We start from the raw sequence: 24,310 nt of genomic DNA, 5'->3' as shown, positions 1-24,310 counted from the left end.
GCCGCGACGTCATGGTCGACCTCAACCCCTTCCACTACATCAACAAGTTCAACCACATGTTCGGCGATTCGGTCGCCAGCGGCCTGGAGTTCCTGGGCATCAGCGATCCGGCGGTGGACCCGGACGGCGTGCGGGAAATAGCAAAGAAGTGGCGGCAGTTGGCCACCGGCCTGGACGACGCCGCCGAGGCCGCGCGCAAGGCTCTGGTGGACGTCGAGTGGGAGGGCAAGGCCGCCAAGGCGTTCAACAAGCGGGCCAGGGCGACGCGCAAGAACGCGTCCGAGATGGCGCACTCCCTGCGTGAGGGTGCGAAGGCGCTGGACGAATTCGCCGACAAGGCACACGAGTTGCTCTCCGAGATCGGCGTGATCCTCGCGGAGATCGTCGAGTTCGAGATCGCGGGTCTGGCCCTCGACATCCTCACCGCCGGTGCCTCCTCGGTGGCGGCCACCCTGGTGGCGGGCGAGCGGGCGCTGAAGGTGGTCGCCCTGATCGCCCGGATCGAGGAGGAGGGCACCGCGCTGGGGTCCGTCATCCGCGGGGTGATGGAGGTCATCCGAGGTGTGGAGCGGGCGCTCAAGGCGCTGAAGGAGATCCGGGGTGTGTCCGAGGTGGCCAGGATGGCCAAGGAGGGCGCGAAGTTCTCGGCGTTCGAGACGCTGCTGAAGGATCCGGGGGCGTTCAAGGACCCCGGGAAGCTGGCCGGGATCCTGGCCGAGGGCGCGGTTCTGGGGATCGGGTTCGGCGTGCTCGGCAAGGCGTTGGGGAAGGGCCTGAAGGCGCTCAAACCGGCGGACCTGGCCCAGCTCGCCAAGGGCCTGAAGCTGAACTGCGCCACCTTCGAACGGCTGAGCCTGAACCCGGAGTTCAACAAGCTGCCCGCCTCGATCCGCAACATGATCAAGACGTTCGTGCGCGACCCGATCGACGTGGCGACGGGCGACATGGCGTTGCCGCGCGTCGACGTGTCCCTGCCGGGTGTGCTGCCACTGATCCTGGAACGCACCCACAACTCCTCGTACCGCTGGGGTGGTTGGTTCGGTCCGTCGTGGGCCTCGACGCTGGACCAGCGGGTGCAGGCGGACGAGACCGGCTTCGTGTTCGCGGCGGCGGACGGGGCCCGGCTGTGCTTCCCCGTCCCGGACCCGGAGACGAACGAACCCGTCCGGCCGCAGACGCCCGGCTCACGGCTCCTGCTCTCCTGGGACGGCGAGGTCGACGGCGGGGTCCGGGTCACCGACCCCGACTCCGGTCTGGTCCATGTCTTCCACAGCCCGGTCGCCGCCGCCGGCGACACCGCGGTCGACCTGCCGCTGCAGCACATCGAGGACCGCAACGGCAATCGCGTCACCGTCGAGTACGCGGAAGGCGACATCCCGCGCGGGGTCGTCCACTCCGGCGGCTACCGCATCGCGATCGACCACGACCGCGCTCGCTCCCGCGTCACCGGCCTGCGCCTGCTCGACCCGTCCGCTCCGGGAGGCTCCGGCACGACGCTGGTCAGCTTCGGCTACGACGAGCGGGGCCGGCTGACCGAGGAGACCAACTCCTCGGGCCTGCCCATGCGTTACACCTACGACGCCGACGGCCGGATCACCTCGTGGACCGACCGCAACGACACCACGTACTGGTACGCCTACGACGAGCACGGCCGGGTCGTGGCCACCGGGGGTACGGGCAACGCCCTGGCCTCCACGCTCACTTATGACGACGTCGGCCGTACCACCCGGGTGACCGACTCGTTCGGGCATACGCGGGTCTACGAGCACAACGAGTCCTTGCGCCTGATCAGCGAGACCGACCCGCTCGGCAATGTCACGACGCGGGAGTGGGACGACCACCTCCGACTCGTCTCGGTGACCGACCCGCTCGGCCACACCACCGGGTACCGCTACAGCGACAGCGGCCAGGTCGTCGCGGTGGCCCGTCCGGACGGCCGTGAGTCGACGTCCGAGTACACCGCGCTCGGTCTGCCCATGACCATCACGGGACCGGACGGAGCCGTCTGGCGCCAGGAATACGACGACAAGGGCGACCGGACCGCCGTCACGGACCCGGCGGGAGCCACCACCCGCTTCACCTACAACGCGTCGGGACACCTGGCCTCCGTCACCGACGCACTGGGCAACACCACACGCGTCCGCTGCGATCGCGCCGGACTCCTCACCGAGATCACGGATCCTCTCGGAGCCCGCACCTCTCTGGAACGCGACGCCTTCGGCCGGTCCGTCACGATCACCGACCCGCTCGGCAACGTGACACGGCAGGAATGGACCGTGGAGGGCAGGCTCGCCCGGCGCACCGCAGCCGATGGCACCACGGAGTCGTGGAGTTACGACGCGGAGGGAAACCGCGTCGCCCGGACCGACGCGATGAACGCGGTCACCCGTTTCGAGTACGCCCCTTTCGACCTTCCCGCGAGCCGCACCGGCCCGGGAGGCGTGCGGTACACGTACGCCTACGACTCCGAGTTGCGCCTCACCGGGGTGACCAATCCCCAGGGGCTGACCTGGAAGTACGCATACGATGCCGCCGGACGCCTGGTCGGCGAGACGGACTTCGACGGCCGTACCGTCTCTTACACCCACGACCCCGCGGGCCGCCTGGAGACCTTCACCAACGCGCTGGGTCAGACGACCGCCTTCCAGCGAAACGTGTTGGGTCAGGTCATTCGGAGAACCGCCGATGACGAGGTCGTCGACTTCTCCTACAGCGCCTCGGGGCGCCTGGTCGCGGCCGCCGGCGCCGACTCCACGCTCACTCTTGAACACGACGTCGCAGGGCGCCTGTTGGCGGAGACGGTCAACGGGCGTACTTCCAGGTACACATACGACGTGCTGGGCCGGCGGACCAGCCGCACCACTCCCACGGGGGCGGTCAGCCGGTGGGAGTACGACGAGGCAGGGCGCTGCGTCGAGATGACCGCCGGTGGTCGCCGCATCGACTTCACGTACGACGCCGCCGACCGTCTGCTCACCCGCCTCGTCGGAGACACGCTCACGCTGTCGAACGCCTTCGACGCGGAAGGACGTCTCACCTCTCAGTCCGTGCTGGGTCCCCAGGGGGAGAGCGTTCAGCGGCGTGACTACAGCTACCGCGCGGACGGCTGTCTGACCCGTGTCGACGAACTGCGCGGCGGCACACGTCACTTCGACCTGGATGCCGCGGGCCGCGTCACCGCGGTCAGTGCCGCCGACCGGACCGAGCGCTATGCCTACGACAGCGTCGGCAATCAGAGCACGGCGTCCTGGACCGCCGCCTATCCCGGTCACGAGGTCATGGGGGAGCGCGAGTACGCGGGCACACGCCTCACCCGGGCCGGCAGCGTCCGCTACGAGCACGACGCGGCGGGCCGGATCACCTCGCGCCGGAAGACCCGGCTGTCCCGCACACCCGATACCTGGCACTACACCTGGAACTCCGACGACCGACTCACATCCGTCGTCACGCCCGACGGAACCCGGTGGCGCTACCTCTACGATCCTCTCGGGCGCCGCACAGCCAAACAACGCGTGGCCGCCGACGGCGACACCGTCGTCGAACAGACGGAGTTCACCTGGGACGGCGCGATCCTGTGCGAACAGAGCACGGTGGCAGCCGAGTTGCCCCATCCGGTCACCCTCACCTGGGACCACCAGGGGCAGCACCCGATCGCACAGACCGAACGCGTCGGCGTGGACGACGCGACACAGGACGAGATCGACTCCCGCTTCTTCACGATCGTCACCGATGTCGTAGGCACTCCGACCGAACTCGTCGACGAGACCGGCCACATCGCCTGGCGTGCGCACAGCACGCTGTGGGGTACGACGTCCTGGGCGTCCGACAGCAGCACGTACACCCCGTTGCGGTTCCCGGGCCAGTACTTCGACCCCGAGACCGGGCTGCACCACAACTACCACCGGTACTACGACCCGGAGACCGCCCGTTACATCACTCCGGACCCGCTCGGCCTCGCCCCGGCTCCCAACCCGTCGACCTATGTGCACAACCCGCACACCTGGATCGATCCGCTCGGGCTCGCGCCGAAATGCGAGGAGACGGTCCTCGGATACCGCAAGCAGACGGATCATCCCCTGAGCCAGCGGATCCACATCGGTGAGAACGGTGAGGTGACCATCACCGGCAAGGGATTCCTGTACGTCAATCTGAGCGGGGACATGAGGCACACGGTCGAGTACCGCGGTGCGGGCGGGCAGATCGTGGAGTTCCAGATCTCGGAGGAATTCCGCGACCGGATCCGAAGGCTCGCCATACCTCAGAAGCAGCCGGACGGGCTCGGATTCACCGACGCGGAGTGGAGACAGCTCAAGAAGATCTGCCCGGAGATCTCCGACCTCACCAAGGGCGATGACCTGTACGGGATCCCTGACAGCATGCTCAAGGAGTTCAGGGAAGAAGTGGCAAAGTATCCCGGCAGGGTAGTCCAGGAAGGCTGAGGGAAGGCGCTGTCGTGTTTCACGAGACTGAGGACATCGAGCAGGAGAGCGCCCGGCTGTCGCACCGGCCGGCGGCACGGACGGTACCCCCCGTCCTCTCCGCCTTCGACGTGCGGACCACCTGTCCCGCCGAGGAGTTCGACACCAGGTTGCGCTCAGTACTGGCCCCCGCCCTCCAGGTCGCGCTCTCCCATCCGTTCGACGAAGGCGACCCTCCTGTCGACACGCTCCCCGAATGGTTCGTCGCCGCCGACCGGGCGGCCTCGGCGCCGGTTCCCGAGTACGTGAAGGTGGGTGCCGAACGGTATGCCGCCGCGATCGGTGGCGGGTCGTGGCGGGCGCAGGAATGGCTGTACGAGTTCGATCCCGAGTCCGAGTCCCGGGGGTGGGCCTGGTGGGATCTGACCCGGACCGGTGACCGTACGGCGCGTATCTGGGTGGACAGTTGGGGCGAGTCGTTCTTCGCCTGCGACGAACTCCGTTGGGCCGCCTACGTGTCGGGCGCGGACGAGGTTGCCGGGCCGCTCCTGGTGAAGGGCGCCGAATGGATCGCCGCCGTCACTCCCTGATGCCTCAGCCCCTCGACTGGCTCCCACTCCCACTTCCCCTGGCTCCGGGAAGGAGGCTTTCGTGAAGGTGGTGCTCAGTCTCGTCGGTGAGACGGCCGGCACGTCGATGCCCGGAGACGAGCTGACATCGCTGGACCGACCGGCCCTTACGCCCGCTCCCGCAAAGCCAACACCGCCCCCACCGCCACCACCGACAACCCCGCCGACACCACCATCGCCACATTCGCGCCCTGCCCCAACCCGCCGCCCGAGGACGTGACGATCGCGATCGTCAGGGCGACGCCGGCGCAGGAGCCGATGTAGCGGAGGGTCTGTTGCGCGCCGGAGCCCATGGCCGCGCGCGCCGCCGGGACGGAGTCCACCGCCAGGAGGGGCAGTGCCGCGTTGAGGAGGCCGCTGCCGATGCCGCTGAGGATCAGGCCGGGGAGCAGGCGTTGCCAGGAGCCGGAGTCGATCGCGCCCAGCATGGTCAGGACGCCGATCGCGTGCAGGGCGAAGCCGACGGCCAGTTGGGGGCGGGCCGGGACGCGGCCGGCGAGGCGCTTGGCCTGCAGGGCTACCGCGAAGGACAGGCCGGACCAGAGCAGGAGCAGCCACGCCGTGTCCATCCCGGACAGGCCGAGCGTCTGCTGGAACACGGTCGGCATGAAGCTGAACAGGCCGATCACCGCGAGCCCCGTGAACAGACCGCCCGCGGCCGAGGCCAGGAAGGGACGGTGGCGGAGGAGGGAGAGGTCGATCATGGGGGTGGTGGTGCGGTGTTCGAGGCGGGTGAAGACCGCCAACAAGGCCACGGACGCCAGGAACAGCAGTCCCACCTGCGGACGCAGCCAGCCGTCCCGGCCCAGCGTGAGCGCGGCCACCAGCGCGACCAGCGCCAGCCCGAAGGTCAGTGCGCCCAGGATGTCCGGGCGGCCGCCCCGCGGTGAACGCGACTCCGTCAGCCGCCGCGTCGCCAGTCCCGCCACCAGCACCGCCGCCGCGCCCAGGACGACGTACGAGATCCGCCAGTTCCCTATCGCACCCGCCACCACCGGGCCCACCGCGATGCCGCCGCTCACGAACGCTCCCCACACGCCCGTCGCGTACAGCCGTCCCCGCGGGCTCGGGAAGGCGTGCACCAGCAGCCCCAGGCTGCTCGCCAGGACGGCCGCGCTCGCCGCGCCCTGCGCGACCCGGGCCAGCGTGAACAGCCAGGTCGAGGAGGCCAGCGCGCCCAGCGCCGTCATGATGCCCAGCGTCAGCGTGCCGGCCAGGAAGATCCGGCGGCGGCCGTAGTCGTCGGCAAGACTGCCGGCGACCAGGAGGAGGGCGGCGAGGCCGAGCGGGGTGCCGTTGATGAGCCACGCCTGCGCGGAGACCGCGGTGTGCAGGTCGGCCGCCGTGTCCGGGAGCGTGATCAGCGGCGCGGTGTACGTCATCAGCGCCACGGCCGTCGCCGCGCTGGTCAGGGCGAGGGTGGCCCGGGGACGCGGGGGCGCCTCGGCAGAGGCCTGTGTCGGACCGGTCGGCACCTCGGCGGGCGCTTCGGACCCGGCGACGGTTCGTTCATTGAACCTTGTCATGTGGAGCACCGTAGCATCGCAGGTTCATTCACTGAACCGATACGTCGAAAAGTCGCTACAGTGGACGCCATGGCACTCGGCAAGGACTACGCGACCCAGGAGTGCTCCATCGCCCGCGCCCTGGAGGTCATCGGCGAGCGCTGGACACTCCTGGTGATCCGCGACGCCCTCTACGGCGTCCGGCGCTACAACGACTTCCTCACCCACCTAGGCATCCCCCGCGCGGTCCTCGCCGCCCGCCTCCAGATGCTGACGACGGAGGGGATCCTGGAGAAGCGGCGCTACCAGCAGTCGCCGCCGCGCGACGAGTACGTCATCACCGAGCGCGGCATCGCCCTGTGGCCGACCGTCCGCTCCCTGGGCCGCTGGGGCCGCGAGCACTTCAGCGACACCCAACTGCGCCGCTTCGAGCACGCCGACTGCGGCACCGAACTCGGACCGTACGGCGAATGCCCCGCCTGCGGAGGCGTCGTACCGGTTGCGGACGTCGTCATGGTCCCGGGCCCCGGCCTCGACCCGAACCCGACGGATCCGGTCGGCCGCGCCCTCCTCAAGCCGAAGAGACTGCTGGAGCCGATCGAGACGGTTCCTGTATAACGGCAGGTGGAGCACTGAGGAGTTCAGCTCGCACGACGGATTCCGTACGACGGATTTCGTACGACGGAAGGGGGAGGGCATGAGCAGGTACCGCGCGTCCCTGCGTCCCGCCTCCCTTTTCGCCCCCTTCCTCCTCGTCCTGCTGCTCCAACTCGCCCTGCTCGACACCGGCAGCCTCACCGCCACCGTCGCGCTCGCCGCGACCGCCGCGGTCGGGTCCGCGCTCGCCGCCTGTGCCCTGCTCGCCGCGCGTTCCGCGCCCGCCGTGCCGCCCACTCGGGTGCGTACGGCCATCCGCGACCGGGCCCGGCGTACGGCCTTCCTGCCGCAACGCGATCCCGACGCCAGGGGGCGCACCCGCCCCCGAGCCCCCGGACACGCCCTCCCGGCGACCTTCGCGTAGGGCAACTCCCCTTCGTAGCAGCCCTCGTGGGTCGCCATGCCGTCGTCACCCATTCCGGCATGACCCTCGGAGGGCTCACCCATGTCCGTTTTCGCTGTGTTCACCGACCTGTTCGCCCATCTCGTCGAGCAACTCGCCGATCTGCTCCAGCCGTTGTTCGGCGCCACCGCGGTCGCCGCCGCGATCGTCCTGTTCACCGCCCTCGTACGACTGCTCGTGCATCCCTTGTCCAGGGCCGCGGCGCGCGGGCAGCAGGCCCAGACCCGACTCCGGCCGCAGATCGCCGAGTTGCGGAAGCGGTACGCGAAGCAGCCCGAGAAACTCCAGCAGGCGGTGCTGGAGTTGCACGCGGAGGAGAAGGTGTCACCGCTGGCGGGGTGCCTGCCGAGCCTTCTTCAACTGCCGGCGTTCTTCCTCCTCTACCGGCTGTTCTCGACCGACGGGGACGCGCTGCTGTCCCACCGGCTGTTCGCCGCTCCGCTCGGCGGGCGGTGGGCCGACGCGCTGGCCGGGGGCGGAGTGTTCGGGGCGGCGGGGCTCGTGTACGTCGGGCTGTTCCTCGTCGCCGCCGTGATCGCCGCCTTCAGCTGCGTACGCAACAAGCGGCTGACCGCCGACGGCCTCGCTGCCGACAGCCCCGTCGGCGGCGCCGTCGGCAAGGCGATGCCGTATCTGTCCTTCTTCACGCTCGTCACCGTGGCGGTGGTGCCGCTGGCCGCCGCGCTGTACGTGGTGACCAGTACGGCGTGGAGTGCCGTCGAGCGGGCCGTGCTCTACCGCTAGGCCTACGGTCCAGTACGTGAACCAGGTATTGCATAGCGCACGCTGAGCTTGGAGGATCGACCAGTCCTCCGATGGCTGCACCCATCGGTCGACCGCACGCGATCGAGGGAGATGGTGACGATGAAGCTGCTGCGAGTCGGTACGGCGGGAGCGGAGAAGCCCGCGCTGCTCGACGCCGAGGGGGTCCTGCGGGACCTCTCCGGGGTCGTGTCCGACATCGACGGGTCGGTGCTGGCCGACGGGGCGGCGCTCGGCCGGATACGGGCCGCGGTGGAGGGCGGTGAGCTGCCCGCGCTGGACGCGGCGGGGCTGCGGATCGGGCCGCCGCTGGCGCGGATCGGCAAGGTCGTGTGCATCGGGCTGAACTACCACGACCACGCCCGCGAGACCGGCGCCCAGCCGCCCGCCGAGCCCGTCGTCTTCTTCAAGGCGGCGGACACGGTGATCGGCCCGAACGACACCGTGCTGGTGCCGCGGAAGTCGGTGAAGACCGACTGGGAGGTCGAGCTGGCGGTCGTCATCGGGCGTACGGCCCGGTATCTGGAGTCCGCGGAGGACGGGCTCGCGCATGTCGCCGGGTACGCGGTGGCGCACGACGTGTCCGAGCGGGAGTTCCAGATCGAGCGGGGCGGTACCTGGGACAAGGGGAAGAACTGCGAGACGTTCAATCCGCTCGGGCCGTGGTTCGTGACGGCGGACGAGGTGGCGGATCCCCAGGACCTGTCGCTGAAGCTGTGGGTCAACGGGGAGCTGAAGCAGGACGGGACCACGGCCGAGCAGATCTTTCCGGTGGGCGAAGTCGTGCGGTACGTCAGTCAGTTCATGACGCTGTACCCCGGCGATGTCATCAACACGGGTACGCCGGCGGGGGTTGCCCTCGGGCAGCCCGAGCCCAAGCCGTACCTGCGGGCCGGAGATGTCGTGGAACTGGAGATCGCCGGTCTGGGCAGGCAGCGGCAAGAGTTCAAGGACGCGTAGGCGTTCCACTGGGTTGGCCGGGGAACAGCGGGTGGTGCGGGTGAGTTGTCGGCCGCAGACCGTGCGTGGCTGGTCGCGCAGTTCCCCGCGCCCCTAAAAAGCTGAAGCCCCGCCTCACTTCAGTAGGGCCGCCAGGCGGCGCCACGCCTCCCTCGGGAGGGACTGGCGGGAGTTGCCGTCAATAACCTGAAGGGCTACATGGTCGGCCCCCGCCTTGTGGAAGGCGTCGACGCGGGCCCGGATCGTGGCGTCGTCGCCCCACGCGAACACCGCGTCGACGAGACGGTCGCTGCCGCCGTCCGTGAAGTCCGCCTCCGTGAAACCGTGGCGGAGGAAGTTGTTCGTGTAGTTGGGGAGGCCGAGGTAGGGGGCCAGACTGCCGCGGGCCAGCGTGCGGGCCCGGGTCGGGTCCGACTCCAGGACGACCTTCAACTCCGGGGCCAGCAGGGGCGATTGCCCCAGGATCTCGCGGGCGTGGGCCGTGTGCTCGGTCGTGACGAGGTACGGGACCGAGCCCGCCGCGCGCTCGCGGGTCAGCTCAAGGGCCTTCGGGCCGAGGGCGGCGACGAGACGGCGGTCGGCGGGGACGCCGGCCGCGTCCAGGGCGTCGAGGTAGGCGTTCAGCGCGGCGAGCGGACGGCGGTAGCGGTCCGAGAGACGGGCGTGGCTGACGCCGAGGCCCAGCACGAAACGGCCGGGGCGGGCCGCCTCCACGTCGGTGAACTCCGCGGCGGCCGAAGCCGCTTCGGCCTGCCAGATGCTCTGGATGCTGGTGCCGACGGTGATCTTCGAGGTGGCCTCGATCAGTGGCAGGGCGTTACGGGCGGTGCTGTTGCTGCCGAGCCAGACGGCACCGAAGCCGAGCTGCTCCAACTCGGCCACGCCCTCCGCGAGTTCGGCGCGCCGGCCGGGCTCCTCCGCGCGCAGGCCGATGCTCCAGATGCCGTAGCGGCCGACGCATTCCTTCAAGAAGTCGGTCATGGTCGCGGTCCCTCCGGTCGGTGTGCTCTACGGCGGTCCCAACCGGAGGGCGACCCGCGATAATCCCCGGACCTAACGGAGTGTCAGCGCTTGAGGAATTCCTCCAGCGCCTCCACCACCATCCGGTGGTCCTGGAGCTGGGGCAGTCCGCTCACCGTCACCGAGCCGACGACACCCACGCCGTCGACGGTGATCGGGAAGGAGCCGCCGTGGGCCGCGTACTCGTCCGGGTCCAGGCGCGAGGAGTCCTCGAACGTCGTGCCCTTGGCCCGGAACCGCGCACCGACCAGGTAGGAGGCGCTGCCGTAGCGCTCCACGACCCGGCGCTTACGGGCGATCCAGGCGTCGTTGTCCGGTGTCGAACCCGGCAGCGCCGCGTGGAAGAGCTGCTGGCCCGCGCGGTGGATGTCGATCGCGACCGGCGCCTGCCGCTCCCTGGCCAGGTCGACCAGGAGCGAGCCGAGCGCCCACGCGTCCTCGAAGGTGAACCGGCTGAACACCAAGTGGCGTTCCTGCGCCTCCAGTTCCTCCAGCGGCGGGGTGATCTCCGGCTGGAACTTCGGCGTGATCCCGGTGTTGTGCGTCACAGCGTCACCGCCACTCCGTCGCGGGCCGAACGACGCGCCGCCTCCAGGACGTCGAGGGCGGCCGCCGCCTCCAGCGCGGTCACCGGGTTGGCGCCGCCGTCGGTGAGGGCCCTTGTCACGGCCGCATAGTACGCGGAGTAGTCGCCGGGGAGGGTCGGTACGGGGGTGCCGCCGCCGGTCAGCGGGGACTCACCGGCACCGAGCCGGCCCCACAGCTCCTCCGGCTCCGTGCCCCAGTCGGCGGTGGTGTCGGGGCGCTTGCCCTCGCGCAGGGCGGCCTCCTGCGGATCGAGGCCGTACTTCACGTAACCGGCCTTCGAGCCCAGGACCCGGAAACGCGGGCCGAGTTGGGCGGTGGTCGCGGAGACGTAGAGGTGGGAACGGACACCGCTCGCGTGGGTCAGCGCGATGAACGTGTCGTCGTCGGTCTGCGCCCCGTCGCGGCGGATGTCCGACTCGGCGTAGACCCGCGTGACCGGGCCGAAGAGGACGAGTGCCTGGTCGACGACGTGACTGCCGAGGTCGTAGAGCAGACCTCCGATCTCTGCCGGGTCGCCGGACTCGCGCCAGCCGCCCTTCAACTGCGGGCGCCAGCGCTCGAACCGCGACTCGAAACGCCACGCGTCGCCCAACTCGCCCTCGGCGAGCAGCGTTTGGAGGGTGCGGAAGTCGTTGTCCCAGCGGCGGTTCTGGAAGACGGAGAGCAGCAGGCCGCGCGCCTCGGCCCGGGCCGCCAGCTCGCGTGCCTCCGCGGCCGTGCCGGCGACCGGCTTGTCGACGACGACCGGGAGCCCGGCGTCGAGCGCGGCGGTCGCGAGCGGCACGTGCGTCTTGTTCGGCGACGCGATCACGACCAGGTCCAGGTCGGCCGCGCGGGCGAACAGCTCGTCGGGCGTGGCCGCGATGCCGACGCCCGGGAACTCGTCGCGGGCCTGCTTCTGCCGCTCCGGGTTCGAGGTGACCACCGTGTCGAGCGTGAGGCCCTCGGTGGCGGCGATCAGCGGGGCGTGGAAGACGGAGCCCGCGAGACCGTAGCCGATCAGGCCCACGCGGAGGGGAGTAGCGGTAGCAGTCATGCCTCCACTTTCGCAACGCTGTTGCCAAAGTGCAAGCGCGGGGGAGAATGGGGGCGTGGACGGGTCGAGGAGCGGCGGTGTGGAGGGCTTGGGCGGCGGCGGGTTGTCGGCTGGGGGCGGTGCGAGTGGTGCGAGCGGTGGGGGTGACGGGGGTGGCGGGAGCGGTCGTGAGGGCGGGCGCGTGGGCGCGCGTGGGGGTGTGAACCTGCTCGCCCTGCGCAGTCACAACGCCGCGCTCGTCCTGGACCTGCTGCGGACGGCCGGTGCGGACGGCATCAGCCGGCTCGAACTCGCCGAGCGCACCGGGCTGACCCCGCAGGCCGTCAGCAAGATCACGGCCCGGCTGCGGGACGACGGCCTGGTGGCCGAGGCGGGCCGCCGCGCCTCCACCGGCGGCAAACCGGCGACCGTACTGCGCCTGGTGCCGGAGGCGGGCCACGCGGTCGGACTCCACCTGGACCGCGACGAGCTGCGGGCGGTACTGGTCGATCTGACCGGGGCGGTGGTCGGGGAGCGGCGCGCTTCGCTGGATCTGGGGGCGGGGGCGGAGGCGGTCCTGGGGGCGGTGGCGCGGGAGGTGGAGGGGTTGGTGGGGGGCGGGGGTGGATGGGGGCTTGGTGCGGGGGTCGGGGCTGGGTCTGGGTCTGGGGTTGGGGTTGGGTCTGAGGTTGGGGCTGGGTCTGGGGATGGAGCCGGTACGAGAACCGGCTCTGGCACCGGTATGAGCACCGACTCTGGCATCGACACCGGCACCGGCACAGCCTCTGGCAGTGGCACGAGCGCCGGCTCTGGCACCGGCGTCCGCCCCGCATCCGGCACCGAGATCCGCCCGGTGCTCGGCGTCGGCGTCGCCCTCCCGGGCCCCCTCGACCATTCCCGCGGAGTCCTGCACCGCGTCACCGGGTTCCCCGAGTGGGACGGGTTCCCCCTGCGGGACGCGCTCGCGCGGCGGCTCGGGGTGCCCGTGGCCGTCGACAAGGACACGAACGCCGCCGCGCTCGGACTCGCCGTCGGCGGGGAGCGCGGGTCCTTCGCCTACCTGCATCTCGGTACGGGGCTCGGGGCCGGCCTCGTCATCGGCGGTGCCGTGCATCGGGGCGCCCGCACCGGTGCGGGCGAGTTCGGGCATCAGGTCGTTCAGCTGGACGGGCCGCTGTGCGGTTGCGGCAACCGCGGTTGCGTCGAGGCGTTGTGCCTGGCCGCGGTGGCGCGCGGCGACCTCGCGGAGGCGGCCCGTGTCCTCGGCACCGGCGCCGGCAACCTCGTCGCCCTGCTCGACATCGACCTCGTCCTGCTCGGCGGCCGTACCGTCACCACCACCCCCGAACCCTTCGTACGAGGCGTCCGTGCCGTCCTCGACGAACGCGCCCGGCGAGTCGGCGAGCCCGCGGTCCCGGTACGCGCCGTCTCCGGCGAGGTGGCCGAGGGCGCCGCCCAGCTCGTACTGGCACCGCTGTTCGGGCGCGCCGACGCGTGATGTCTCCGACGGTTCGGCAGGGTCGGGTGCGCTGGTCGCCGGGGCGGGCCCTGGCACCCCGGTTGGTCTACGCCCCGGTTGGTCGGCACCCTGGTTGGTCGGCACGGCTCCTCAGCCCCCGGCGTCACTGTTGCTGCCCGGCAGCCGCCGGCCCGGCACATCCCCGGCACCCGCCGACCGGGCAAGCCCCCGCCGTCCACTGACCGAACAGCCCCGGCATCCGCCGAACGAACGGTTTTCCGCCCGCCCCCGGAGCGCCACCGCCGCCCACCCGCCCTCACCCGGCAGGGTCACCTGTCCATGCGACTGTGCACGCCTGTCTCCCTCTGCCTTGCAGCGGCCGCCGGTCTCCTCTCCCTCTCCGCGGCACCACCCGCCGTGGCGGCGCCCACCTGTGCGGAAGCCGCCCGCTTCCCCCTCACCACCCGCATCCAGGACGGCCCCGCCACCTACGAAGCCGGTGGCGGATACGGCCTCTGGGAGTTGCGGCTCACCAACACCACCGCCCGGACGTGCACGAACGTCCACCCGGTCGTCGTGCTCGTCGACGGGGCGCGGGCGTTGAGGCCGGCGCAGGCACGGCTGGACTTCTACGAGGGTGAGCGGCCGCATCCCGTGCGGTTCGAGGTGAGTGACGAGGACGAGTTGGTGGGGGCCTTCGACGACGGGTTCGCGGGGTTCACCGTCGGCCCGCGCGGGACCGTCACCGTCAAGGTCAGGCTCGCGTTCACCTCGGACGCGGCGCCCGACGGCGTCACCGTGAACGCGGCCGTCGTCCAGCGGCACGACGAGGACGGCGACTGGGTCGGGCAGTCGAACGACTACCGTTTCGAGGTCGAGTCCGACCCCGCCGCCTCTGACCCCACGGGTTCCGTCTCGGACCCGGCCGAACCCTCCGCCCCCGCCACCCGCCGCGACGAGGGCCTCCCCTTCACTCGGGAAGCCGAAGAACTCGCCCGCACCGGCCTCGGCACCCCCCACCGAACCCTCGCGACGGTCGCCGCCCTTCTCACGACCGCGGGCACCTTGCTGCTGACCCGGAGGGCGTGGCGGCGCCGCTGAAACCGGCCGCGACGCGGCTACCGCTGAAGCGGACCGCAAGCCAGAGGCACCGCCGAATCCCGCCGCAAGGCATGGGTGCCGCCCAAGCCGGCGGCAAGCCAACCGACACCGCCGAAGCACGCCGCAGGCCTCGTCTGCGACGATCCTCGCGTGGACTACCCGAACGACCAGGCCCCCGGCGCCCCCGTCCGCTCCGGCATTCCGGAGCACGGCCGGATTCCGAAGTACTACGCGGTGAAGGCGCGGATCGACCAGCTCGTGGGTGAGTTGGGGGAGGGCGGCCTCATCCCCACCGAGCGCGATCTGTCCGAGCAGTACGGGGTCGCCCGCGAGACCGTCCGGCAGGCGCTGCGCGAACTCGTGCTGGAAGGGAAGCTGCGCCGGCAAGGGCGCGGCACGGTCGTCGCCGGGCCCAAGCTCGCCCAGCCGCTCTCCCTCGCCAGTTACACGGAGGGCGTACGGCGCCAGGGGCGCACCCCCGGCCGCAGCCTCGTCACCCTCGACCGTTTCCCCTGCCCGGCCGCCCTCGCCGCCGAGACCGGCCTTGAGCGCGGCGAACCCGTCTGGCACCTGGAGCGCGTGCTGCTCGCCGACGACGAACGGGTCGGCCTGGAGAGCACCTACGTCGCCGTCGCCCGACTCCCGCACCTGGACACCGAGTTCGAGCCCGACTCCTCCTTCTACGGCTACCTCCACCAGCGCGGCATCGGCTTCGGCGACGCCGACGAACGCATCGAGACCGTGCTGGCCACCCCCCGCGAGGCCCTCCTCGTCGGCACCCCGCCGGCCCTTCCGATGCTGCTGATCCACCGGGTCTCACGGGACACCGAGGGCCGGCCGCTGGAGCGGGTGCGGTCGCTGTACCGGGGGGACCGGTTCTCCTTCACCACCCACCTCCGCGGCTGAAGCCACCCCCTCACCTCCTCTCCTTGAATATCACGAATAGATAACGGGTCTAGCCCAATCGTGATGGCTCGTTCAGGCTCTCGTTGTCAGCCGGACCCTTCCGGTTCCCCGTGCGCGAGGAGCGTGACCGACGTGAGAGTGACAGTCGTAGGAGCAGGCGTGGTGGGCACCATGCACGCCTGGCAGGCAGTGGAACGCGGCCACGAGGTCGTGCAGATCGAGCGCGAGGCCGAGGCCCGCGGCGCATCGCTGCGCAACTTCGGGCAGATCTGGGTGAGCGGGCGCGCCGGTGGGGAGGAGCTCGAAACCGCCCTGCGGGCACGGGAGTTGTGGGAGGGCATCGGCGAGCGCGTGCCCGGCCTCGGGTTCCGGGCCAACGGGTCACTGACCCCGCTGCGCGGCGCGTACGAACTCGCCGTGGCCGAGGCCGCCGTGGCCCGCGCCGACTCCGCCGCCCGCGGACACAAGCTGCTCACGCCCGGCGAGGCCCGCGCCCTCAACCCCGCCCTGCGCGGCGAGTTCGACGCGGCCCTGTACTGCGAGCGCGACGCGGCCGTCGAACCCCGTACCGCCCAACTCGCCCTGCGTGCTGAGCTGTCGAAGTCGAAGTCCCCGAACTACACCTTCCTGCCCGGCCGCGAGGTCCGCGAGGTGGTCGGCCCCGGTGCCGTCCGCGACGACCACGGCGACGTGCACACCGCCGACGCCGTGCTGCTGTGCACCGGCGCCTGGCTCGGCGGCCTGGTGCGGGAGCTCGCCGGGCCCGAACTGCCCGTGCGGCGCGTGCGGTTGCAGATGATGCAGACCGAGCCACTGGGCGAACCGCTCACCACCTCGGTCGCCGACGCCGACAGCTTCCGCTACTACCCGGCCTACGCCTCCCCGGCCCTGGACGCGCTCAACTCCCGGCAGCCGCAGGCCCCGACGGCCGCCGAGCACCGTATGCAACTGCTGATGGTCCAGCGCGCCGACGGCGGTCTCACCATCGGCGACACCCACGAGTACGAGCACCCCTTCGCCTTCGACACCCTCGAAGACCCCTACGACCACCTCACCGAGGTCGTCGAATCCCTCCTAGGCCGCCCGCTCCCCAAGGTCCGGCGCCGCTGGGCCGGGGTGTACGCGCAGTGCACCGAACCGGGCCGGGTCGTGCACCGGGAGCAGGTGCGCGACGGGGTGTGGCTGGTGACCGGGCCCGGCGGGCGCGGCATGACCTGCTCGCCCGCCATCGCCGAAACGACCGCCAACGAACTGGGCTGGTGACACCCGACATGACCGACCGCACCGATGACATCCGTACGCCCGACATCCGTCTCGTCGTCCTCGACATGGCCGGCACCACCGTCGCCGACGGCGGCCTCGTCGAGCAGGCCTTCACGGCGGCGGCCCGCCACCTCGACGCCGACCCCGACCGGATGATCGGCTACGTCCGCGCCACGATGGGCGAGTCCAAGATCTCCGTCTTCCGGCACCTGTTCGGCGAGGAGGCCAAGGCCCAGGCGGCCAACAAGGCCTTCGAGGCGGCGTACGCCGAACTCGTCGACGGCGGCCGGGTCGCGGCCCTGCCCGGCGCCCGCGAGACCATCGAGACACTCAAGTCCCGTGGACTCACGGTGGTGTTGACCACCGGCTTCGCGCGCACCACGCAGGACGCGATCCTCGCCGCGCTCGGCTGGCAGGACCTCGTGCCCCTCACCCTGTGCCCCGCCGACGCCGGGGGCCGGGGGCGGCCGTACCCGGACATGGTGCTCAGCGCGTTCCTGCGGACGGCTGCCGCGGACGACGTACGGCAGATCGCCGTCGTCGGCGACACCTCGTACGACATGCTCAGCGGGGTCCGGGCTGGGGCGGGTGTGGTCGTCGGTGTGCTGACCGGCGCGCACGACGCGGACGCGCTGCGGGCGGCCGGGGCGACCCAAGTGCTCGACGGTGTGGGGCAGTTGCCCGGAGTGCTCGCATGACCAGCGGCATCCGCTTCGACTCCGTCACGGTCGCCTACGACGGCAACGTCGTCCTCGACGCGCTCGACCTCACGGTCGGGCCGGGCGAGGTGATGGCGCTGCTCGGGCCGTCCGGCTCCGGCAAGACCACCGCGCTGCGGGCGGTCGCCGGGTTCGTACGGCCCGTCTCCGGGCGGGTGTTCCTCGGCGACCGTGACGTGACCGACCTGCCCCCGTACCGGCGGGGCATCGGGATGGTCGTCCAGCAGTACGCCCTCTTCCCGCACCTCCGAGTCGAGGACAACGTCGCCTTCGGACTCAAGGCCCGCCGGGTCGCCCGCGACGAGATCCGCACGCGGGTGGGGGAGGCGCTGGAGATGACCGGCATGGCGGCGTACGCGCGCCGGCATCCTCGGGAGTTGTCCGGCGGACAGCAGCAACGCGTCGCGATCGCACGGGCGTTGGCGATACGGCCGGAGGTGCTGCTCCTCGACGAGCCGCTGTCCGCGCTCGACGCACAGCTGCGGTCCGGGATGCTGGCCGAACTCGCCCGGCTGCACCGGGAGTTGCCGGACGTGTCGATCCTGTACGTCACGCACGACCAGGTGGAGGCGTTGACGCTGGCGGACCGGATCGCCGTTATGGACAAGGCCAGGCTCCAGGACTGCGGGACGCCCCAGGAGCTCTACCGGGTGCCGAGGACCGAGTTCACGGCCTCCTTCGTGGGCAACGCGAACCTGTTGCCGGTGACGGTGGGGGACGCGGGTGCACGGTTCGGCGAGACCGACATCAAGACCGACACGAGCGGTGTGGCACCGGGTGCGCGGGCCACGTTGTGCGTCCGGCCGCATCTCGTCGGGCTGGGGGAGGGTCCCAACCGCCTGACCGGAACCGTGAGCGAGATCCAGTGGCGCGGTCCCACCCACCGCCTGTACGTCGAGGTGGAGGGCCACCGGGTCATGGCGGACCTGCGGGAACTGAGGAACCCACCGGCCCTGGGGGACCGTGTGACCCTGCACTTCGCCCCCGAGGACGCGGTGTTGCTGACGGCCGGAGCCACCCATGCTTAGAAGGTCGTTGTGGGCCGTTCCCCCTGTCGTCCTCCTCACCCTCTTCTTCCTTTACCCCCTCGCCCTCGTCGTCCAGCAGTCCTTCCAGCCCGACTCCGGTGGGACCTCCCTCCAGCCCTACTCCGATGTCTTCGCCTCGGAAGCGTTCCGGCATGCCCTCTGGACCACCGTCTGGATCGCCGTCTCGTCCACCGTCGGGTGTCTCGTGCTCGGGTTCGCGCTCGCCCTGGTCATCGCGTTCGTGCCCTTCCCGGGGGCCAAGGGCGTGGCGCGGTTCATCGACGTGTATCTGTCCTTCCCCTCCTTCCTCATCACGCTGGCCCTGCTGTTCATCTACGGCACGACCGGCATCATCGGGTCCTTCCAGTTCCTGACCACCCCGTGGGGCGTGCTGCTCGCCGAGGTCACCTACTTCACGCCCTTCGTGATGCGCCCGCTGCTCGCCGCGTTCTCGCAGCTCGACACCGCGCAACTGGAGGCCGCGTCGAGTCTCGGTGCCCGCGCGCCCCGGATCGTCCGGCAGGTGATCCTGCCGGAGGCGCTGCCCGCGCTGGCCGCCGGCGGGAGTCTCGTACTGGTGCTGTGTCTCAACGAGTTCGGGATCGTGCTGTTCACCGGCGCCAAGGGGGTCACGACCCTGCCGATGCTCGTCTACAGCAAGGCGATCCTGGAGTCCGACTACCCGGGCGCCTGTGTGGTCGCCGTCATCAACGTCCTGATCTCCGTGGGTCTTTACGGCCTCTACCGGGTGGTGAGCCGTCGTGCTGGTGCATAGCCGCGGGGCCAAGTGGGCGGTGTGGGCGGTGTTTCTCGTGCTGTTCCTGCCCCTGTTCGCCCTTCCCCTCCTCGTCGTCCTCGGCGCCTCCTTCGCCACCCACTGGTCCGGCGTCCTGCCCTCCGACCTGACCACCGCCAACTACCGCACTGCCACCCGCGGCGAGGCCCTCCAGGCGCTCACCACCAGCCTGGTCACCGCCCTCACCGCGAGCGTGCTCGCGCTGACCGTCGGCACCTGGGCCGCGCTGGCCGGGGCGGCCCTGAAGAAGGGCCAACGGCGGTTCCTGGACGCCCTGTTCGTGCTCCCGGTCGCCGTGCCGTCCGTCGTCGTAGGGCTGTCGGTCCTCGTCGCCTTCTCCAAGCCGCCGCTCCTCCTCAACGGCACCCGGTGGATCGTGATCCTCGCCCACACGGTGCTGGTGACCGCGTTCGCCTACCAGTCGGTGTCGGCGGCGATCACCCGTCTCGACCCGGCCTACGAGCAGGCCGCCGCCTCCCTCGGCGCCCGGCCCGCCTACGTGCTGTGGCGGGTCCGCCTGCCGCTGCTGCTGCCCTCGCTGACCGCCGCCGCCGGCCTCTGCTTCGCCCTGTCCATGGGCGAGTTGAGCGCCACGATGATGCTCTATCCGCCGGACTGGACCCCGCTGCCCGTCCTCATCTACGCGGCCACCGACCGCGGCGCCCTCTTCACCGGCTCCGCCGTCGCGGTCGTCCTCATGGCGGCGACCCTGATCGCCCTGTTCGCCGTCTCCCGAGTCCGTACCAAAGCCTCGTACCGCTGATCCAACACCCCTACCGACGCAAGGAGTCAGCCTCGCCATGCCCAGAAACGCACTCAAGATCTCCGTAGCCGTCTCCCTCCTCGCCACCCCGCTGCTCTCCGCCTGCGGTGGCACCTCGGCCGCCTCCGACGAGAAGGTCGTCACCGTCTACAGCGCCGACGGCCTCAAGGGCGAGAACGGCGACGGCTGGTACGACACCGTCTTCAAGGACTTCCAGAAGCAGACCGGCATCAAGGTCGAGTACGTCGAGGGCGGCTCCGGCGAGGTGGTGCAGCGCGCCCTGCGGGAGAAGAGCAACACGCAGGCCGACGTACTGGTCACCCTCCCGCCGTTCATTCAGCAGGCCGACGGCAAGGGCCTGTTGCAGAAGTACGAGCCGAAGGGCGCCGAGTCGGTCAGCGGCGCCGACAAGTCCGCCGACGGGACGTGGACCTCCGTCGTGAACAACTACTTCGCCTTCGTCTACAACAAGAAGGAGCTGAAGCAGCCGCCGACGACCTGGGACGAACTGCTCGACGGCAAGTACAAGAACAAGCTCCAGTACTCGACCCCCGGTGTCGCCGGTGACGGAACCGCCGTACTGATCAAGGCGATGCACGACTTCGGCGGCAAGGACGCGGCCCTCGCCTATCTGAAGAAGCTCCAGTCCAACAACGTCGGTCCGTCCGCCTCCACCGGCAAGCTCGCGCCCAAGGTCGACAAGGGCGAGCTGCTGGTCGCCAACGGCGATGTGCAGATGAACTACGCCCAGTCCAAGACCATGCCGAACCTCGGCATCTGGTTCCCGGCGAAGGCGGGCGGCAAGCCCACCACGTTCGCGCTGCCCTATGCCGCCGGCCTCGTCACCAAGGCGCCGCACAGCGCGAACGGCAAGAAGCTCCTCGACTTCATGCTGAGCCGCGCGGCCCAGCAGCAGGTCAGCGAGATCGGCGGCGGCTTCAGCGCCCGCACGGACGTCAAGGCCGTCGACGCCAACGCCGTCGCGCTCACCAAGCTGATGGACGGCGTGGAGATCTTCGCGCCGGACTGGAACGACATCGACAAGAACCTCACGTCGTACGTCGACGACTGGAAGTCCGCGACCGGCAGCTGAGCGGCCGCCGGGGCAGAGTCCTGACTTGCGGCAAGGCCTAGGCTGGGGGCGTCGGCACAGCGCGGTTCCGGCGCCACCGGCTCACGCTCGTACGCAACGCCAGGAGACACGCACATGGCAGACCGCAGGCCCATCGAGTCCTGGCTCACCGACATGGACGGTGTGCTCATCCACGAGGGCGTGCCGATCCCCGGCGCCGACTCCTTCCTGAAGAGGCTGCGCGAGTCCGGCAAGCCCTTCCTGGTGCTCACCAACAACTCGATCTACACCCCGCGCGACCTGCACGCCCGGCTGCGCCGCATGGGCCTGGACGTGCCGGTCGAGTCGATCTGGACCTCGGCCCTGGCCACCGCCCAGTTCCTGGACGACCAGCGGCCGGGCGGTTCGGCGTACGTGATCGGCGAGGCGGGTCTGACCACCGCCCTGCACGACATCGGGTACATCCTCACCGACCACGAGCCGGACTACGTCGTCCTCGGCGAGACCCGTACGTACTCCTTCGAGGCCATGACCAAGGCGGTACGGCTGATCGACGCCGGCGCCCGTTTCATCTGCACCAACCCGGACGAGACCGGCCCCTCCGCCGAGGGCGCGCTGCCGGCGACCGGCGCGGTGGCCGCGCTGATCACCAAGGCGACCGGCAAGCAGCCGTACTTCGCCGGCAAGCCCAACCCGCTGATGATGCGCACCGGGCTCAACGCGATCGGCGCGCACTCCGAGACCAGCGCGATGATCGGCGACCGCATGGACACCGACGTGCTGGCCGGCATGGAGGCCGGGATGCAGACCTTCCTCGTCCTGACCGGCCTGACCCGGCCGGAGCAGATCGAGGACTTCCCCTACCGGCCGTCCAAGGTCGTCGACTCGATCGCGGACCTCGTCGACCGGATCTGAAACCCCGGCGCACCCGTACGGAGCAACAGAACCCCGCTGAGGATGCGGGGGCCGCTCCCGAGGAGGAGTCTCCAGATATCTGGAGGTTCACGATGGGTTCAGCAAAGGTCACTCTCGGTGCGGCCGCGGTACTCGTGGCCGTCCTCACCCCGACGGCGTACGCGCAGGACGGCGGCATCGCGATCCGCCCGGCCTCACCGGCTCCGGGCGCCGATGTCGCCGTACGCGTGGACGGCTGCGGTCAGAAGACGGCGACGGCGGTATCCGCGGCCTTCGTCGCGGACGCGAAGCTGACCGGCGCCGACGGCACACTCGTCGGGGAGACCCGCGTCCGTTCCGCACTGAGCGCCGGCAGCTACGACGTGAAGGTCACCTGCGGCGACACCGAGCGCAAGGGCAGGTTCACCGTCGGCGGCGGTACGGCGGAGCCCACCGCGCCCGCGTCCCCCGTCGCTCCCGTCCACGCGGGCGGTGGCGGCAGCGCGCACCTCGCCGCCGTGGACGCCGACGCCCGGGCCGCCGGGCCCGGTACGGCGCAGGCGGTGACCGGTCTGGTGCTGGCCGGGATCGCCGTCGCGGCCGTGGCGCTGCTCGGCGCCCGCCGGAGCCGCGGAACGGGCTGACCATGTCCGACCACGAGCGTTCCAGCGGCTCGGGGCGGCTGCTGATGGGCGTCGCCTGGGCGCTGCTGCTCCTCGGGCTGTGGCTGTGGGGACGGCAGGTCACCGACATACGCCAGGGGATATCCGCGCCGACCACCGGCGACATGGCCGCCGTCGGACGGCCGCCGGAGGTCGAACTACCGCCCCCGGCAAGCCCGTTGGGCGACGCCCTGCCGCAGCGCGTGGACATCCCCGACCTCGGCGTGCAGGCACCCGTGGTGGCCCGCGGTCTCGACGGGCAGGGCGCGATCGATCCGCCGCCCTTCGACCAGGCGGGCGTCGTCGGCTGGTACGCGGCCGGCGCGAAGCCGGGTGCCAAGGGGGCCGCGCTGCTGGTGGGACACGTCGACACCGAGACCCGGCCGGCCGTCTTCTACAAACTCAGCGCGCTCAAGCCCGGCGAGACGATCCGGGTGATCCGTGCCGACGGCAAGGTCGCCGAGTTCACCGTGGACGACGTGACTGTGCTGAACCGGACCGGCTTCGATGCCCAACAGGCCTACGGGCAACGGGAGTCGGGCCGCGCCGAGCTGCGGCTGATCACCTGCGGCGGCACCTTCGACCGGACCAGCCGCAGCTACACGGCGAACGTGATCGTGTCCGCGTATCTCACGGGGACCGGTCTCTGAACGGGCGGCCCTGTGCCTAGGCGGGTGACCCCTGTGCCTGAACGGGCGTTCTCAGCCCGGCAGTTGTTCGACGCCCGCCCGTAGTTCGTCACTCCAGGGGGCGAACAGGGCGTAGGGGAGGGCCTGGGTGAGCACGCCACGGAGCCAGTTGCCGCAGTCGGCGGCGAGCGCGGTGTGGCCGGTGCGGAGGGCGTCCTTGCCCAGGGCGAGCAGCAGGCCGCCCCAGTATTCGGCGTGGTCGCCGAGGGAGAGACGCAGTTCGCCGTGGACGGAGGCCACCGAGTAGCACATGTGGATCTCCCGGCCGAGCAGACGCCAGCCGTCCCCGGCCGCGCCCGGGGCGCCGTCGAGAGCGCGGGAGACGGCACCGGCGGCTTCGGGCAGGAAAGGGAGATGGCTGCCGCGCAGGGTGGGCGACCAGGGGATGTCCTTGCGGCCGCCCTTCACGGTCAGTACGTCGGCGAGACGGGTGGCCCAGGGCTCGGTCCCGGCGCCGGTGGCGCGCAGTGCCTCGGCCAGGGTGTGCGGGCCCGGTGGATCCAGGTACTCCGCCAGAGCCCAGGCGGCTTCGCGCAGGGTGTCCTGCGGGGCCAGCATGGAGACGATCCCGGGATCCAGCAGGCCGCTGCGGGGCTGCCCGGTGCGCTGCACGACCGCGGTCCGGCGGCCGAGCAACTGGGCGGCGGGGGCGGTCAGTTCGTTGCGGGCGAGGAACTCGGCGAAGAGACGTCCCGCGGCGAAGGCGGAGTCCGCCAGCGTGCGCCGGTCCTGGCGGTGGTGGAGCAGCATGGCCCGGCCCGCGCAGTCCACCAGGACGGCGAGCCCGGTGGCGGCCTCGATGCCGTGGCCCATGGCGCGGGAGTTGTCGTTGTACAGCCGGACCGCCTGGTCGTAGGCGGCGACGGCGAGTTCGGCGTCGCCGTTCTTCTCCTGGGTCCGGCCGAGGACGGCGGCGCTCCTGGCGAGGGTGTACCAGTCGCCCCGCGCGGCGTCCACCGCGTCGTTGGCCTGGTCCACGGCGCTCAGCAGGGCCCCGCTCC

At 71.1% G+C, this 24,310-nt stretch carries 23 protein-coding genes; 18 read left to right on the top strand and 5 right to left on the bottom strand.

All coding sequences use genetic code 11. The features are described 5' to 3' along the window. Positions 1 to 11: 11 nt before the first annotated feature. Together ACWDR3_RS07250 and ACWDR3_RS07245 are read left to right on the top strand one after the other, a co-directional pair. Positions 12 to 4,439 (top strand): RHS repeat-associated core domain-containing protein, encoded by a 4,428-nt coding sequence (locus ACWDR3_RS07250; protein WP_450351473.1) that lies wholly within the window; start codon positions 12 to 14, stop codon positions 4,437 to 4,439. Positions 4,440 to 4,453: 14 nt separating this feature from the next. Further along, positions 4,454 to 5,008: a hypothetical protein gene (locus ACWDR3_RS07245; protein ID WP_450351472.1), complete on the top strand. Its 555-nt coding sequence runs from the start codon at positions 4,454 to 4,456 to the stop codon at positions 5,006 to 5,008. Positions 5,009 to 5,154: 146 nt separating this feature from the next. On the opposite strand, the gene ACWDR3_RS07240 is transcribed toward ACWDR3_RS07245, so the two are convergent. Continuing rightward, the gene (locus ACWDR3_RS07240) at positions 5,155 to 6,573 is read right to left on the bottom strand and encodes an MFS transporter (RefSeq protein WP_450351471.1); all 1,419 of its coding nucleotides are present in this window, start codon (positions 6,571 to 6,573) and stop codon (positions 5,155 to 5,157) included. A gap of 69 nt (positions 6,574 to 6,642) precedes the next feature. On the opposite strand from ACWDR3_RS07240, the gene ACWDR3_RS07235 reads away from it, so the two are divergent. From ACWDR3_RS07235 to ACWDR3_RS07220, 4 genes are all read left to right on the top strand, one after another. After that, entirely contained in the window at positions 6,643 to 7,170 is a 528-nt protein-coding gene (locus tag ACWDR3_RS07235; protein WP_450351470.1) for a winged helix-turn-helix transcriptional regulator, read from the top strand. Between the two features lie 79 nt (positions 7,171 to 7,249). Then, positions 7,250 to 7,573, top strand: coding sequence for a DUF6412 domain-containing protein (locus ACWDR3_RS07230; RefSeq protein WP_450351469.1), 324 nt, complete (start codon positions 7,250 to 7,252; stop codon positions 7,571 to 7,573). Positions 7,574 to 7,654: 81 nt separating this feature from the next. Further along, positions 7,655 to 8,356: a YidC/Oxa1 family membrane protein insertase gene (locus ACWDR3_RS07225; RefSeq protein WP_450351468.1), complete on the top strand. Its 702-nt coding sequence runs from the start codon at positions 7,655 to 7,657 to the stop codon at positions 8,354 to 8,356. A gap of 120 nt (positions 8,357 to 8,476) precedes the next feature. Then, on the top strand, positions 8,477 to 9,334 hold the full coding sequence (locus tag ACWDR3_RS07220) for a fumarylacetoacetate hydrolase family protein (RefSeq protein ID WP_450351467.1): 858 nt from the start codon (positions 8,477 to 8,479) through the stop codon (positions 9,332 to 9,334). Positions 9,335 to 9,448: 114 nt separating this feature from the next. On the opposite strand, the gene ACWDR3_RS07215 is transcribed toward ACWDR3_RS07220, so the two are convergent. The 3 genes from ACWDR3_RS07215 to ACWDR3_RS07205 form a co-directional block, all read right to left on the bottom strand. After that, complete coding sequence (locus ACWDR3_RS07215; protein WP_450351466.1) at positions 9,449 to 10,315, bottom strand: LLM class F420-dependent oxidoreductase; 867 nt, start codon at positions 10,313 to 10,315, stop codon at positions 9,449 to 9,451. Positions 10,316 to 10,398: 83 nt separating this feature from the next. Beyond that, positions 10,399 to 10,902, bottom strand: coding sequence for a heme-degrading domain-containing protein (locus ACWDR3_RS07210; protein WP_450351465.1), 504 nt, complete (start codon positions 10,900 to 10,902; stop codon positions 10,399 to 10,401). Continuing rightward, a complete protein-coding gene (locus ACWDR3_RS07205; protein ID WP_450351464.1) occupies positions 10,899 to 11,978 on the bottom strand; it encodes a Gfo/Idh/MocA family protein in 1,080 nt (359 codons plus the stop codon). The genes ACWDR3_RS07210 and ACWDR3_RS07205 overlap by 4 nt, the downstream gene beginning before the upstream one ends. Before the next feature lie 181 nt (positions 11,979 to 12,159). Between ACWDR3_RS07205 and ACWDR3_RS07200 the strand changes: the two genes are divergently transcribed. The 12 genes from ACWDR3_RS07200 to ACWDR3_RS07145 all read left to right on the top strand — a co-directional run bounded on the left by ACWDR3_RS07200 (position 12,160) and on the right by ACWDR3_RS07145 (position 23,270). Further along, positions 12,160 to 13,455 (top strand): ROK family transcriptional regulator, encoded by a 1,296-nt coding sequence (locus ACWDR3_RS07200; RefSeq protein ID WP_450351463.1) that lies wholly within the window; start codon positions 12,160 to 12,162, stop codon positions 13,453 to 13,455. 300 nt (positions 13,456 to 13,755) lie between these two features. Next, positions 13,756 to 14,517: a hypothetical protein gene (locus tag ACWDR3_RS07195; protein ID WP_450351462.1), complete on the top strand. Its 762-nt coding sequence runs from the start codon at positions 13,756 to 13,758 to the stop codon at positions 14,515 to 14,517. 150 nt (positions 14,518 to 14,667) lie between these two features. Further along, positions 14,668 to 15,423: a GntR family transcriptional regulator gene (locus ACWDR3_RS07190; RefSeq protein ID WP_450351461.1), complete on the top strand. Its 756-nt coding sequence runs from the start codon at positions 14,668 to 14,670 to the stop codon at positions 15,421 to 15,423. A gap of 171 nt (positions 15,424 to 15,594) precedes the next feature. After that, entirely contained in the window at positions 15,595 to 16,686 is a 1,092-nt protein-coding gene (locus ACWDR3_RS07185; protein WP_450351527.1) for a TIGR03364 family FAD-dependent oxidoreductase, read from the top strand. Positions 16,687 to 16,694: 8 nt separating this feature from the next. Then, entirely contained in the window at positions 16,695 to 17,384 is a 690-nt protein-coding gene (locus ACWDR3_RS07180) for a phosphonatase-like hydrolase (protein WP_450351460.1), read from the top strand. Then, a complete protein-coding gene (locus ACWDR3_RS07175; protein ID WP_450351459.1) occupies positions 17,381 to 18,433 on the top strand; it encodes an ABC transporter ATP-binding protein in 1,053 nt (350 codons plus the stop codon). The genes ACWDR3_RS07180 and ACWDR3_RS07175 overlap by 4 nt, the downstream gene beginning before the upstream one ends. Further along, positions 18,426 to 19,208, top strand: a complete 783-nt coding sequence (locus ACWDR3_RS07170; RefSeq protein ID WP_450351458.1) for a 2-aminoethylphosphonate ABC transporter permease subunit — start codon at positions 18,426 to 18,428, stop codon at positions 19,206 to 19,208. The genes ACWDR3_RS07175 and ACWDR3_RS07170 overlap by 8 nt, the downstream gene beginning before the upstream one ends. Then, complete coding sequence (locus tag ACWDR3_RS07165) at positions 19,195 to 19,992, top strand: ABC transporter permease (protein ID WP_450351457.1); 798 nt, start codon at positions 19,195 to 19,197, stop codon at positions 19,990 to 19,992. Before ACWDR3_RS07170 ends, ACWDR3_RS07165 begins: the two co-directional genes overlap by 14 nt. 37 nt (positions 19,993 to 20,029) lie before the next feature. Further along, positions 20,030 to 21,085 carry a 2-aminoethylphosphonate ABC transporter substrate-binding protein gene (locus ACWDR3_RS07160; protein ID WP_450351456.1) on the top strand — a complete coding sequence of 352 codons (1,056 nt, stop codon included), beginning with the start codon at positions 20,030 to 20,032 and terminating at the stop codon, positions 21,083 to 21,085. Positions 21,086 to 21,199: 114 nt separating this feature from the next. Further along, on the top strand, positions 21,200 to 21,979 hold the full coding sequence (locus ACWDR3_RS07155; protein ID WP_401726928.1) for an HAD-IIA family hydrolase: 780 nt from the start codon (positions 21,200 to 21,202) through the stop codon (positions 21,977 to 21,979). 92 nt (positions 21,980 to 22,071) lie between these two features. Then, positions 22,072 to 22,602, top strand: coding sequence for a hypothetical protein (locus tag ACWDR3_RS07150; protein WP_450351455.1), 531 nt, complete (start codon positions 22,072 to 22,074; stop codon positions 22,600 to 22,602). Between the two features lie 2 nt (positions 22,603 to 22,604). Then, entirely contained in the window at positions 22,605 to 23,270 is a 666-nt protein-coding gene (locus tag ACWDR3_RS07145; RefSeq protein ID WP_401726925.1) for a class F sortase, read from the top strand. A 51-nt stretch (positions 23,271 to 23,321) separates the two neighbouring features. Here the strand turns inward: ACWDR3_RS07145 and ACWDR3_RS07140 are convergent, their stop codons facing one another. Beyond that, positions 23,322 to 24,287: a hypothetical protein gene (locus tag ACWDR3_RS07140; protein ID WP_450351454.1), complete on the bottom strand. Its 966-nt coding sequence runs from the start codon at positions 24,285 to 24,287 to the stop codon at positions 23,322 to 23,324. Positions 24,288 to 24,310 lie beyond the last annotated feature (23 nt).

The sequence above is a fragment of the Streptomyces sp. NPDC001002 genome (genome assembly GCF_053599215.1).
The sequence above is the reverse complement of the archived record's forward strand: the minus strand, read 5'-3'. Positions and strand labels throughout refer to the sequence as shown.